At 72.1% G+C, this 12,787-nt stretch carries 11 protein-coding genes and 1 pseudogene; 2 read left to right on the top strand and 10 right to left on the bottom strand.

The window, feature by feature from the left end; genetic code table 11:
- Nucleotides 1-3: 3 nt before the first annotated feature.
- The 10 genes and pseudogenes from H0H10_RS24835 to H0H10_RS24790 form a co-directional block, all read right to left on the bottom strand.
- Nucleotides 4-1,380, bottom strand: coding sequence for a bifunctional albaflavenone monooxygenase/terpene synthase (locus tag H0H10_RS24835; RefSeq protein ID WP_188183317.1), 1,377 nt, complete (start codon nucleotides 1,378-1,380; stop codon nucleotides 4-6).
- On the bottom strand, nucleotides 1,377-2,462 hold the full coding sequence (gene cyc1, locus H0H10_RS24830; RefSeq protein ID WP_188183316.1) for an epi-isozizaene synthase: 1,086 nt from the start codon (nucleotides 2,460-2,462) through the stop codon (nucleotides 1,377-1,379). Before cyc1 ends, H0H10_RS24835 begins: the two co-directional genes overlap by 4 nt.
- A 290-nt stretch (nucleotides 2,463-2,752) precedes the next feature.
- Nucleotides 2,753-3,403 carry a peptide deformylase gene (gene def / locus H0H10_RS24825; RefSeq protein WP_188183315.1) on the bottom strand — a complete coding sequence of 217 codons (651 nt, stop codon included), beginning with the start codon at nucleotides 3,401-3,403 and terminating at the stop codon, nucleotides 2,753-2,755.
- 152 nt (nucleotides 3,404-3,555) lie between these two features.
- Nucleotides 3,556-4,536, bottom strand: coding sequence for a tetratricopeptide repeat protein (locus tag H0H10_RS24820; RefSeq protein ID WP_188183314.1), 981 nt, complete (start codon nucleotides 4,534-4,536; stop codon nucleotides 3,556-3,558).
- 114 nt (nucleotides 4,537-4,650) lie between these two features.
- Complete coding sequence (locus tag H0H10_RS24815; RefSeq protein WP_188183313.1) at nucleotides 4,651-5,907, bottom strand: HD-GYP domain-containing protein; 1,257 nt, start codon at nucleotides 5,905-5,907, stop codon at nucleotides 4,651-4,653.
- Nucleotides 5,908-6,332: 425 nt separating this feature from the next.
- Nucleotides 6,333-7,682 (bottom strand): annotated as a pseudogene (locus tag H0H10_RS24810) (HD-GYP domain-containing protein); the annotation flags it as partial.
- Nucleotides 7,683-7,789: 107 nt separating this feature from the next.
- Nucleotides 7,790-8,101 (bottom strand): mycothiol system anti-sigma-R factor, encoded by a 312-nt coding sequence (gene rsrA / locus H0H10_RS24805; protein WP_188183312.1) that lies wholly within the window; start codon nucleotides 8,099-8,101, stop codon nucleotides 7,790-7,792.
- On the bottom strand, nucleotides 8,098-8,781 hold the full coding sequence (gene sigR, locus H0H10_RS24800; RefSeq protein ID WP_188183311.1) for an RNA polymerase sigma factor SigR: 684 nt from the start codon (nucleotides 8,779-8,781) through the stop codon (nucleotides 8,098-8,100). The genes rsrA and sigR overlap by 4 nt, the downstream gene beginning before the upstream one ends.
- Nucleotides 8,782-9,025: 244 nt before the next feature.
- Complete coding sequence (locus H0H10_RS24795) at nucleotides 9,026-9,715, bottom strand: alpha/beta hydrolase family protein (protein WP_188183310.1); 690 nt, start codon at nucleotides 9,713-9,715, stop codon at nucleotides 9,026-9,028.
- Between the two features lie 29 nt (nucleotides 9,716-9,744).
- On the bottom strand, nucleotides 9,745-10,560 hold the full coding sequence (locus H0H10_RS24790; RefSeq protein WP_188183309.1) for an SOS response-associated peptidase: 816 nt from the start codon (nucleotides 10,558-10,560) through the stop codon (nucleotides 9,745-9,747).
- A gap of 50 nt (nucleotides 10,561-10,610) precedes the next feature.
- On the opposite strand from H0H10_RS24790, the gene H0H10_RS24785 reads away from it, so the two are divergent.
- Together H0H10_RS24785 and aroA are read left to right on the top strand one after the other, a co-directional pair.
- On the top strand, nucleotides 10,611-11,333 hold the full coding sequence (locus H0H10_RS24785) for a M50 family metallopeptidase (RefSeq protein ID WP_188183308.1): 723 nt from the start codon (nucleotides 10,611-10,613) through the stop codon (nucleotides 11,331-11,333).
- Between the two features lie 123 nt (nucleotides 11,334-11,456).
- The gene (aroA, locus tag H0H10_RS24780; protein ID WP_188183307.1) at nucleotides 11,457-12,773 is read left to right on the top strand and encodes a 3-phosphoshikimate 1-carboxyvinyltransferase; all 1,317 of its coding nucleotides are present in this window, start codon (nucleotides 11,457-11,459) and stop codon (nucleotides 12,771-12,773) included.
- Nucleotides 12,774-12,787 lie beyond the last annotated feature (14 nt).

Here is a 12,787-nt window from a genome sequence, read left to right as displayed (position 1 = left end):
CCGTCACCGCGCCACGGGCCTGACCCTCAGGTCGTGCGGCCGCAGGGTGATGCCGACCCGTACGGCGTCGTTGGAGCCCGGCACCTGCTCGAAGCGGTACTTGGTGGCCAGCGCCGCCGTGATCAGGGTCAGCTGCGCCATCGAGAAGTGATCGCTGGGGCACTTGCGATTGCCCAGACTGAACGGCCTCATGGCGTATTTCGGCAGGTCCTTCACCCGCTCCGGAAGCCATCGGTCCGGGTCGAACTCCAGGTGATCGGCGTACGACTTCGGGTCGCGCTGGATGGCGTAGGGACTGTAGATGATGTCGGCCCCGGCCGGAATGCGATAGGCACCGAGTTCGGTGTCGACCACCGCGCGCCGCGTCAATACCCATACGGCCGGGCGCAAACGCATGGCCTCGACGATGACATTGCCGGTGTGGGTGAGCTTGCGGACGTCCTCGAATGCCACGGGCCGTCCGCCGGTGACCGCTTCCACTTCGTCGCGTATGCGGTCGGTGTGTTCCGGGTGTTCGGCAAGTGCCTGCAGCAACCACATGATCGTGGAGGCGATGGTTTCACTGCCCGGGGTGAGTATCGCGACGACCTGGTCGTGGATCTCCTGTTCCCCGATCGGATCGCCATTGTCGTCCTTTGCTTCCAGCAATGCCGTCAGCAAATCGTCCGGCTTTTGACCAGATGCACGGCGCTCGGCGATGATCTCGTCGACCAGGAGATGCAAATCGGCCAGTGCGCTGTTGAATTCCCGATTGGCGGGCAGCGGCAGCCGGTAGAGCGGACCGAGCGGGACCACCATCCGCCGGTACATGCCCCGGAAGACGGTGGCGAGGGCGACGCACAGGCGCTCGGCCCGCTCGTCCATGTACTGGCCCCGCAGCAGGCAGCGGGCCGCGACGCGCACGGCGACGCGGAAGGACTCCGAGGTGGCGTCGATGGCGCGCCCCGGCTGCCAGCGCTCGGTGAGGGCGTGGGCCTCCTCCTCCATGATCGGCCCGTAGGCCGGGATGGCGTCGAGCTTGAAGGCGGGCTGGATGGTGCGGCGCTGGCGCCGGTGCAGGGGGCCGTTGGCGGTCGCCACGCCCTCCTTGCCGAGCAGGCCCTCCAACGACTCCCACAGCGGTCCGGCGATGTGGTAGTCGGGGCTCAGCGCCAGGGCGCCGGTGAGGGCCGGGGTGGTGACCGCGTACACGGTCTTCGGGCCGAGCTTGATGCGGACGACGTCGCCGTGGTCGCGCAGCTGGGACATGAAGGCCAGCGGATCGCGGGCCAGCCTCCAGCCGTGGCCGAGGAGCGGGACGCCGCCGCCGGCCAGCGGTGGCTCGCGCAGCTCCCCCGTCGGCTGTGCCCGGGTCTCGGGGTTGACGGACTCGACGGTCATTTCTCACCTGCCGCTTCGTTGTTGACGTACGGGGGCGTGGACCGGTCGTCCCAGCTGTCGACCATGTACCGGCCGGACTCGTGGTGGAACCAGTAGACGGAACTGAACCAGTTCCGCATATTGCCGACGCAGGTGCGGACGGCGCCGCTCAGTTCCTTTCCGCGTACGGTCCCGTCGTCGAGTTCGTCGGCGAACCGTAACGCTTCCTGCTCCACTTCGAGGAATTCCTTGATGCATTCCTCGACACGTCGCCGGACTTCTCCGATCGCTTCTTCGAGGGTCAGCCCCTCATGTGTGATGAGACTGATTCCGAGATTGTGCACCTCGTCGCCCGCTATTTCTTTCGGCAGCGAGCAGAGGTCGTTGTACCAGGCGGCGAATTCCTGGCTCAGCAGTGCCGCCCGGCGATATGCGGGGTGTTTCCGCACGGCGTCCGGGAGTTCACAGCCCGCGCTCGGCTCCAGCAGGTCGGTCCAGATCCAGTGGGCGAAGGTCAGCCGGCGCAGTTCGAGGTACTCCTCCACGCCGGGCACGATTCCGTGGGTGCGGTTGTGGAACTCCCGGTCGTACGCGTCGATCACCGCGTGGAAGTGCCGCGCGAACCGGGCGTTCCACGTACCCGGCAGGAACGCGTACAGGCGCAGCACGCTGTCGGCGAACCCCGCGACCAGCGGGTCCTGATGGCACAGATGGTCCCCTGGGGCGTCCAGGGCCGTGTGCAGCCGGTCCCGCAGCCTGCGCCAGGCCGCGGGGCGGCGGTGGACGATGTCGCGGTCGTGCCGGTCGTCCCAGACGAAGAACCACGCGCTGTAGTCCGCTATCGCCTGCAGCACCTCGTCGGGGGCACCCAGGTAGTACCCCGCCATGAGGTCCGTGTAGCACAGGCCGTCGGCATATTCCGCCACCTTGTCCGCCGGCATGAGGCGCTTTTCCAGCAGCCAGGTACGGGTCTTCTCCTGGAGCCTCGGCCAATACGCGTGCAGTTGCCGGGGAAAGGCCGCCTCGATCACCGGGAGTGAAAGCTGCGGTGGTACCGCGATCGCCGTCGGTGTCGCTGTGGTGCCGTGTGAGAAAGCATGCACGAACAAACCCCTCTCAGCCGCCGGTGGCGCACCCCTCCGGTTGTGCGGGGCGTGCGCCGTTGCGTATCCCCGCACTTCCCATTCAGCACCACAACTGACCGTTCTGGGAACGGATTTGCTCCATTCACTACCTTGCGGTGCCTGAATTCTCCTGTTGTGTGACAGGTTCTGGATCAGCGGGCGAGCGGACGGGATCGAACGTGTGACGGACAGACGAACGGCGCCTGGTGCGGGGGGTGTTCCCGAACAGGCGCCGTGCGCAGGAGGGTGGTGAGGCCGGTGAAGCGGTCTCAGTCGTTGGCGACCACCGGGTAGCGCGGCTCGTTCTCGGCCATCTGCCGCAGCGCGTCCTTGCGTTCGCGCTTGGAGAGCCGGTCGATGTAGAGGTAGCCGTACAGGTGGTCCGTCTCGTGCTGGAGGCACCGCGCGAAGTAGCCGGTACCGCGCACCTTGATCGGGTTGCCCTTCTCGTCCTGCCCGGTCACCTCGGCGTAGTCGGGGCGGGCGAGCGGTGCGTAGGCGGTCGGCACGGACAGGCAGCCCTCGTTGCTGTCGTCCAGCCGGCGCCGGTCGGCGGGCAGCTCGACGAGCCTGGGGTTGCAGACCACGCCGACGTGCCGGACGCCCTCGTCGTCGGGGCAGTCGTAGACGAAGACCTTCAGGTCGACGCCGATCTGGTTGGCGGCCAGGCCCACGCCCTCGGCGGTGCGCTGGCTGGCGAACATGTCCGCGACCAGCTGCTGGAGTTCGTCGCCGAACTCCGTGACGTCCCGGCACTCCTTGTGCAGGACCGGGTTCCCGACCACGGTGATCGGACGCGAGGTGCCGCGCTCGCGCCAGGCGGTCTCGCGCCCCTCGCAGTCCTCGGTGTCGACGACGAAGCCCTCGTCGTCGACGGGGAGCACGCCCGCGTGCTGCTGATCGGTGTCCTGCTGCGCCATGACCGACGTACGCCTTCCTGAGTGAAACCCGGGTTAGATGCCTGATACAGGGTACGGGGGGAGCGCCCCTTCAGGGCGCGGGACTGTGTCGCTGTGCGGCTCCGCCGCGCGGGCGCGACCAGCCGCGACGGACCCGCTGTCGGCAACGGCTCTCAGCAGACCTCTTCAAGATCCCGCCAGTCGCGGGAATCCGGGCTGTCCGCAACCCACCCGTCCAGCAGCCCCCTCACCAGCGCAGCCGGCGCGGCCACCCCGCACTCACGCTCCGGCACCCACAGCTGTCCGTCGGTGCGGTGGCCGAGCGGCCCCGGGTGGCCCGGTTCACTGTGGTCGTGCGGGTCGAGGTGCTCCCCGTCGCCCTCGTCGGACGGCATCCGGGACTCCGAGCACATCCGGCACAGCAGGCGTACGGAGGACGACCAGTCCTCGGCGGCGAAGCCCGCGTCGGCGGCCAGTTGCTCCAGCGCGTCCCGGTCGGACTCGGTGGCGGCCTCCAGCAGCACCACCCAGGTGGGCACGGGCGAGGGCGCCCACAACTCGATCTCGTCGAAGACCGGGTAGGCGTGCCCGGCGGAGGTGGTCCGCTCGCCGTGCGGCACGCCGTCGTGCAGCACGACCTCGCCCCAGCGCCGCCCGGAGGACGGCAGCGGAATGGACAGCACCTCGATCCGGGCGGGGTCCAGCCGCCTGCCCCACACCACCTCGGCCTCCCCTTCCGGGGACAGCCGTACGGCCGCGCTGCCCAGGTCCATGCCGAGGGGCTCGCCGGAGTCCGTCGCGTCGCCCGGGGTGCGCAGCCCGTACGCCTGCCAGGCCCGCCGGGCCAGCGGCCAGTCCTGCAGGGCGGTGGCGGCGATGCCGACGTTCCACCAGTCGGGCGCCCCGATGTCCCGGTCGAGCAGCGCGACGGCCCGCAGGCCGGCCGCTCTGGCCTGCTCCCAGTCGTGCCGGAACTTGTGCAGCAGGGCGAGGTTGAACCACGACTCCGACAGCCAGGGCTCCAGATCGGCGGCCCGTGTCAGCAGTGCGCCCGCGTCCTCGTAGCGGCCGTCCCCGATCAGCGTGAACGCGCGGTCGGTGGCCTTCCGCCAGGAGGCGGAGGGCCGGTGCCGTCCCTTGCCGAAGATCCTCACGATTCCCGCCTGCCAGTTCCGTTCAGTGGGCTGGCCGTGCCTTGCTGCGCCCCCGGACACCCTCTCCTTCGCATCCAACCACGTACGGCTGGAAGCTCGCTCATTACCCATGGGTTACCCAGCTCGGACACGGTCAGACAGCCCGGGCCGGCCACGCGACAGTACCCGCGCGAGTGACTCCACGACCTCGGGGTCGTAGTCACCCGCGGTGGTCAGGCGCAGTTCCTCCAGCGCCGTGAGGGCGCCCGTGGGACCGGCGTCCCGCGCCTTCTCCTCGTAGGCGTTCACGGCCCGCACGATCCGCGCGGCGACCGGCTGCTCCGCGCACGGGTCCGCCTGCCGCTCCACCACCACCGCGACCGCCGCGTCGACCCCGGTCTGGCGGACGACGGCGCCGCCGAGCAGCGCGATCCGCCGCTGCTCCGCGACGGGCAGTCCCGCGGTCGCCCCCGACGGAACCGGGTCGACCAGGCTCAGCTGCCCGATGTCGTGCATGAGGGCCGCGTACTCCAGCACGGTCAGCTCGGGGCCGGACAGCCCCAGCTCACGACCGACGGCCACGCCGAGCTCGGCGACGCGCCGGGCGTGCCCGGGCGGGGTGCAGCCGGCGATCTCGGTGGCCCGGGCGAGGGAGGCGATGGTCTGCCGGTAGGTGGCGCGTACGGCGGCGTAGCGGCGGTAGGACAGCTGGGTGAGCAGCAGCGGCACGGAGAAGACGGGCAGCGCCCACAGCCCCGCGACGGCGACCGCGAGGGCCATCACCGCGCCCGTCGCGCACACGGCGGAGGTGATCCCGGCCATGCCGCGCAGCTCTTCGCGCAGCAGCGGGCCGAAGGGCCACCCGGTGCGCGCGTGCGCGGGTGCCGCGGCCAGCACGGCGTCGCACAGTGCGGTCAGGGCGAGCAGCGCGAGCAGCAGCAGGGCGTGGGCGGGGCCGCACCAGTCGCGGAAGGTGCCCTGGCCGGACAGCGGCTGGAAGCACACGGCGGCGAAGGCGACGGTGAGCACGCGCCGCGCCATCTGGTCCGGCAGGGGCCCGCCGCCGTGGGCGATGTGCGGCACGCCGCCTGCCAGCGACGCCGCGAGCACGACGGTCACGGTCTGGGCGACGCCGTGGTGCGTGGGCTGTCCGGCGTCCGCCCCGAGCAGCACGTACGCCAGGGCGCCGGCGGCTCCGAGGGGCGCGGCCTCCCGGTCCTCGGCGCCGGCGCGGCGGGTCAGCTCCCCCAAGGTGACGAGGGCGCCGAACGCGAGGGCGACGGGACGGTCCTCCAGTCCGTTCCACAGGACGGAGGCGAGACACGCGAGCGCGACGACGCCCGCGCAGGCATGAATCGCCGCCGGCACCAGCAGCGGCCGAACCCCCCTCAAGGCCCACTCCAGCCACCACCACCGGACCACCCCCGCGCCCGCCCCGAGGAACCCCCCGCCCCGGAGCCCGACCACGACGATCCGGCACCCCCACGCGAGGACTCCGCCCCCGCCCCCTCGGACGATGGCCCCACCCCGGCCCGCCCGGAAGCGGATCGCCGCGATCCGGCACCACCGCGCAAGGAATCCGCCTCCGCACCTTCGGCCGACCGCCCGACCCCGGCCTGCCCAGAGCCCGGCCACCACGATCCCGCGCCACCCGGCGCGGAACCCGCCCCCTCCCCCGCGGCCAACCGCCCCACCCCGGCCCGCCCGGAGGCGGATGGCCGCGATCCGGCCTCGTCGGAGGCGAACCCCGGTCCGGTGCGGTCGGCGGAGGACCGTCCTTCCGGCCCCGCCTCCCCGGAGGGTGTCCCCACTCCGGTGCGGTCCGTGATGGGCGGGGGCCCAGCAGGCCGGTCCGGGGCGGGCGGCCCGGTGGACGGGTACCTGCCGGACGGCAGCAGGGTGTCGGACGTCACCGCGGGCAGTCGCCCCGACCCGCCCCCGGCCTCGCCCGCGCGGCCCAGTGCCCGCACCAGCGCGCCGACCATCCGCGGGTCGAACTGCGCCCCCGCGCACCGCTGGAGTTCCTCCACCGCGGCCGCGACGGGCCGCGCCCTGCGATAGGACCTCGTGGACGTCATCGCGTCGAACGCGTCGGCGACGGCCACCACCCGCGCCGACTCCGGGATCTGCGCACCGACCAGGCCATAGGGATAGCCGCTGCCGTCCAGCCGTTCGTGGTGGTGCAGTACGGCGGCCCGCGCCTCCCCGAGGAAGCGGATGCCGCGCACCATCTCGTGCCCGTACTCGGGATGGAGCTCGATCACCCGTCGCTCCTCGGGCGTCAGCGGCCCGTCCTTGCGCAGCAGCCGGGTGGGCACCCCGAGCTTGCCGATGTCGTGCAGGATTCCGGCGAAGCGGAGCATCTCGACCCGGTCGTCGTCCATGCCCAGCTCGCGGGCGATCATCATGGACGCCTGTCCGACGCGCTCGCTGTGCCCGCGGGTGTAGCCGTCCTTGATGTCGACGGCCTGCACGAGCGCGCGGATGGTCGCCCGGTGCGCCGCCCGCTCCCGGTGGTACTGGGCGAACGCCCACCAGGCGACGCACATGGGCAGCAGCACCAGCAGCGCGGCGACGGGCCCGTACGGGCTGCGCCACAGCACGGCCATCATCAGCCCGGCGAGCCCGTGCACGGCGATCGGCGCGAGCGACCTCGCGAACAGCCCACGCCAGGTCCGGCCCCACGGGACCCGGTCCGCCAGTGCCAGGATCCCGCTGTCCAGCAGGGTCAGCACCAGGCAGAACGCCAGCACGGCCGCCCCGGCCGGCGCGAGCACGAAGGGGAAGTCGGGGGCCACGACCGCGTCCCCTCCGCCCAGGTACCGGTGGACCCGGGCCGCGGCCCACACCGCCAGCATCATCTGCGCGGTCCGCCAGATCCGCCGCAGGGCGACGGGCCGCCGCTCCACCGGGGCCAGCAGCGCCCCGGGCAGTGCCACGAAGGCGGCGGCGGGCGGCGGCAGCAGGAAGACCCCGGCGAGCAGCACGGGGTAACAGGTTCCGACGGAACGGGACCGGGCGGCGTGCTCACAGCCCGCGTACAGCGCGGCGAGGAGCAGCACGGCCCACCAGGGCGTACGCACCGCGGGCAGCGCGCACACGCTGAGCACGGCGGCGAGGACGCCACCGGCGACGTACGCACGCGCCCGCGCCGGTATCGCGTCCATGAGCCCCTCCCCCGGCCGTCCCTGTCAGGCTCCGGAGCCTAGGACGGCGGCGGGGGGATGCGCGGGCCGATGGCCCGCGGATTAGCACGTACGGGTGACGCGGGGGCTCAGGACTCCTGCGGTGTCGCGGGAGCGGCCGTGACGTCGTGGTCGGGCACGGTCTCCCCGGAGCGGATCAGCTCGATCCGGCCCATGACCTTGGAGCGCAGGTCACCCGGCACGTCGTCATGCCCGCAGCATCGCTTGACCAGCTTCTTCACGGCCTGCTCCAGCCCGTACTTCTCCAGGCACGGCGAGCACTCCTCGAAGTGATGCTCGAACTTGGTGCACTCGGCATCAGGCATCTCACGGTCGAGGAACTCGTAGAGATGATCGAGGATCTCGCTGCAATCCGTCTCGTGCGGCTCTCCGCAGCTCATGACCCCGAGCCTTTCGCTTCGTTCGACTCTCCGGCGCCTGCCGGGACCAGGCCGCGGTCGCGGGCGTAGTCCTCCAGCATGCCGCGCAGCTGACGGCGGCCCCGGTGCAGCCGGGACATCACCGTACCGATGGGTGTCCCCATGATGTCGGCGATCTCCTTGTAGGCAAAGCCCTCGACGTCCGCCAGATACACGGCGATACGGAACTCCTCGGGGATCGCCTGGAGCGCTTCCTTGACGTCCGAGTCGGGCAGGTGGTCGAGCGCCTGCGACTCCGCGGAGCGCAGACCGGTCGACATGTGCGACTCGGCGCGTGCGAGCTGCCAGTCCTCGATCTCCTCGGCCGCGCTGCGCTGGGGTTCACGCTGCTTCTTGCGGTACGAGTTGATGAAGGTGTTCGTGAGGATCCGGTACAGCCACGCCTTGAGGTTGGTGCCCTCGCGGAACTGGTGGAAGGACGCGTACGCCTTGGCGTACGTCTCCTGCACCAGGTCCTCGGCGTCGGCCGGGTTGCGCGTCATGCGCAGCGCGGCCGAGTACATCTGGTCGAGGAATTCGAGCGCGTCCCGCTCGAAGCGCGCGCTGCGCTCCGCGGTCGACTCCGCACCCGTGCCCCGGCCCTCGGGCTGCTCCGCCTGGCCGTGCTCGGTCCCTGCGTCGGTCCCAGTGACCGGACCCACCTCCTCCAGTGATGGCGTGGCACCGAAACCGGTCCCACTCGAATCGGAGGATAGACGACGATCCGGCCCGCCCGCCGCCCGAATAGGGGCGGTCTTCGCCGCGTGCAGCACCGTCCAGTCCAGGTCGGCACGGTTGCCACGACTCGGGCAGAAGGTCGAACCCATGCGGCGGACTTCCTCTCCTACGGCGTCGGCGCTGATTGCTCAGCAACGTATGTCCGGCTCAACAGTGACCGGCCGCCCGTCATTCCCGGGGCCCTCGGACGAGTGAGCCGACCCACTCCACGACGCCGTCCGTGATCAGTTCCAGGGCCTGTTCCTGCGTGATCCCGGCCCGCTTGGGCACGGCGAAGCCGTGGTCGCCGTACGGCACCTCGATCAGCCGGTGTGCGCCGTCCGGGAACTCCTCCGGCTTCCCGAACGGATCGTTGCCGCCCTGGACGACGAGGGTGGGCACACCGGCGCCGAGCAGCTCGTCCGCGCGGGACTTCTCGGGCTTGCCCGGCGGGTGCAGCGGGAAGCTGAGGGCGAGGACCGCGTGGGCGCCCAGCTCGGCGGCGGTACGGCAGGCGACCCGGGCCCCGGCGCTGCGCCCTGCGGAGATCACCGGGAGGCCGGCCGCGGCCAGCGCCGGCCAGACGCCCCGCCAGCCGGCGTCCAGGGTCTTCGGTGCGGGCGCCACCTTCTTCCCGGCCACCCGCCAGGGCTGCTCGACCAGGGCGACGGTCACCCCGTGCGCCGGCAGTGCGGCCGCCAGTGCCTGCAGGTCGCGTGCGCCGATACCGCCGCCGGCGCCGTGGCTCGCGGCCAGCACGAGGCGGGGCCGCTTCGCCCGGTGCCAGGTGATGCGGGCGGTGCCCGCTTCCGTGTCGACGGTCTCTGTACTGGCGGCGGTCCGTGTGGTGGCGGTGGTCTCTGTGGTCTTGCTGGTCACGTCAGGCTCTCGATGTCTCGCCGGTCACATCAGAAGAGTGTGCCCTCTTCCGGTCCGTCCAGCTCCTTCAGCAGCTCCGGACCGTTGTTGCGGACGTTGCTGACCGCCGTGGGGACGGGGAAGGCCCGCATCAGCCCGGCGGGCGGGGGCGTCAGCAGCGCGGTCAGGTCGTCGGGGTCCGTGCGCGCCGGGTCCAGCCAGGCGTCCCACCGGTCCGGCGTCAGCATCAGCGGCATCCGCGGGTGGATGTCGGCCAGGGAGCGCGGCCCGTCGGCCGGGGCGACGGCGAGCGGGGTGGCCTCCGCCTCCGTCGTGATCACCGAGCACGTCACCCACCAGGCCCGCGGATGGTCGTCCGGCAGCGTCCTGTCCCGCCAGAACTCGTACAGCCCCGCCATCGCGAACACCGACCCGTCGGCCGGTGTCACGAAGTACGGCTGCTTGCGGGGCCTCTTCTTCCTGCCCTCGACCTCCAGGTCCCGCTCCTGCTTGCCGGTGACCCACTCGTAGTAGCCGTCGGCGGGCAGGATGCAGCGCCGGGCGGCGAAGGCGCGGCGGAAGGACGGCTTCTCGTGGACGGTCTCCGCGCGCGCGTTGATCATGCGGGCGCCGCCCTCGGGCGTCTTGGCCCAGGAGGGGACGAGGCCCCACTTCAGCTTCCGCAGCTGGCGAACCGGCTTCGGGTCGTCCGCGTCTTTCAGGGGACGGTCCAGGACCGCGTAGACCTCTTTGGTCGGGGCCACGTTGTAGTCGGGCTCCAGGGTCTCCTGCGGCTCCCACTTCTCGATCTCAAAGATTCCTGCGAGATCCTCGGGCCTTCTGCTCGCTGCATACCGTCCGCACATACGTGCCACACTGCCAGACCCCGCGCGCTATCGAGGAGCCCTCACCGAACATGGTCCACCTCGCATCGGCCTCGCTCGCCTCGCTCTGGGACGAGGTCACCGGCACCCAGCCCGACCCCGACCTGTGGGTGGTGGTCGCCACCCTGGCCGCCGCCCTCGCCGTCGTCGTACCGCCCGCCCTGTGGCGGACGGCCCGCAACGCGATCACCATCGCCCACGAGGGCGGCCACGGACTGGTCGCGCTGCTCACCGGACGCACGCTGACCGGCATCACCCTGCACTCGGACACCAGCGGTCTCACCGTCAGCCGGGGCAAGCCGCACGGGCTCGGCATGATCCTCACCGCGGTCGCCGGCTACACCGCTCCTCCGCTGCTCGGCCTCGGCGGCGCCGCGCTGCTGGCCGCGGGACGCATCACGCTGCTGTTGTGGGTGGCGACGGCGCTGCTCGTCGCGCTGCTGGTGATGGTCCGCAACGCCTACGGGGTGCTCACGGTCGTGCTGACCGGCGGGGCGTTCGTGCTGGTGTCCTGGCTGGCCGGGCCACAGGTGCAGGCGGCGTTCGCGTACGCGGTGGTGTGGTTCCTGCTGCTCGGCGGAGTGCGCCCGGCGTTCGAGCTGCAGGCGAGGCGGGCGCGCGGAGGGGCCGGCGACTCGGACGCCGACCAGCTGGCCCGGCTGACCCACGCGCCCGCGGGGGTGTGGTTCTTCCTGTTCCACGCGGTGTCCCTGTCCTCCCTGATCGGCGGGGGACGCTGGCTCCTGGAACTGTGAGCCGCCCCGGAGGGCCGACGGCACGGGGACGCGACGCCGGACGGGCGTGCGGCCCCGCCGCCCGGCACGGCCGGCCCCGGCGGCGCCGTACCCGGAGGGCGGGCGCCCACTAAAGTGGGGCCCATGGCCCCGAACGATGCACACACCGCCCTCTGGCCCGCCCCGCACGCGAGCGGAGCCGTCGACGCGACGGTCCACGTGCCCGGGTCCAAATCGGTCACCAACCGCGCCCTGGTGCTGGCCGCCCTCGCCTCCGAGCCCGGCTGGCTGCGCCGCCCGCTGCGCTCGCGCGACACCCTGCTGATGGCCGGCGCCCTGCGTGCGATGGGCGTGGGCATCGAGGAGGGCGTCGGCCCGGAGGGCACCGGCGAGTTCTGGCGGGTGATCCCGGTCGGCCTGCACGGCCCGGCCACGGTCGACGTCGGCAACGCCGGCACGGTGATGCGGTTCCTGCCGCCGGTCGCCACGCTCGCCGACGGCCCGGTCCGCTTCGACGGCGACCCCCGGTCCTACGAGCGGCCCCTGAACGGCGTGATCGACGCGCTGCGCGCCCTCGGTGCCCGCATCGACGACGACGGGCGCGGCGCGCTGCCGATGACCGTGCACGGCGGGGGCGCCCTGGAGGGCGGACCGGTCGAGATCGACGCGTCGTCGTCGTCGCAGTTCGTCAGCGCCCTGCTGCTGTCCGGCCCGCGTTTCAACCAGGGCGTCGAGGTCCGGCACACCGGCTCGGCCCTGCCGTCCATGCCGCACATCCGCATGACCGTGGACATGCTGCGCTCGGTCGGCGCCCAGGTCGACACCCCGGAGTCCGGCGGCGAGCCGAACGTCTGGCGGGTCACGCCGGGCGCCCTGCTCGGCCGGGACCTGACGATCGAACCCGACCTGTCCAACGCCCAGCCGTTCCTCGCGGCCGCGCTGGTGACCGGCGGCAAGATCGTCATCCCCGACTGGCCGGCGCGCACGACGCAGCCCGGTGACCGGCTGCGCGAGATCTTCACGGAGATGGGCGGTTCCTGCGAACTGACCGACTACGGCCTGGTGTTCGCCGGATCGGGTGCCGTGCACGGCATCGACGTCGATCTCGGCGAGGTCGGCGAGCTGACCCCGGGCATCGCGGCCGTCGCCGCCCTCGCGGACTCCCCCTCGACCCTGCGCGGGGTGGCGCACCTGCGGCTGCACGAGACGGACCGCCTGGCCGCGCTCACCAAGGAGATCAACGAACTCGGCGGTGACGTCACCGAGACCGCCGACGGCCTGCACATCCGCCCGCGCCCGCTGCACGGCGGGGTCTTCCACACCTACGAGGACCACCGCATGGCCACCGCCGGCGCGATCATCGGCCTCGCGGTCGAGGGCGTGCGGATCGAGAACGTGGCGACGACGGCGAAGACCCTGCCCGACTTCCCCGATCTGTGGACCGGGATGCTCGGGGCATAGGAACGCAGGGACAC

Source organism: Streptomyces griseicoloratus (assembly GCF_014534645.1).
GTDB classification, from domain to species: domain Bacteria; phylum Actinomycetota; class Actinomycetes; order Streptomycetales; family Streptomycetaceae; genus Streptomyces; species Streptomyces griseicoloratus.
Note: the sequence above shows the minus strand (reverse complement) of the source record. Positions and strands in the feature narration are given on the sequence as shown.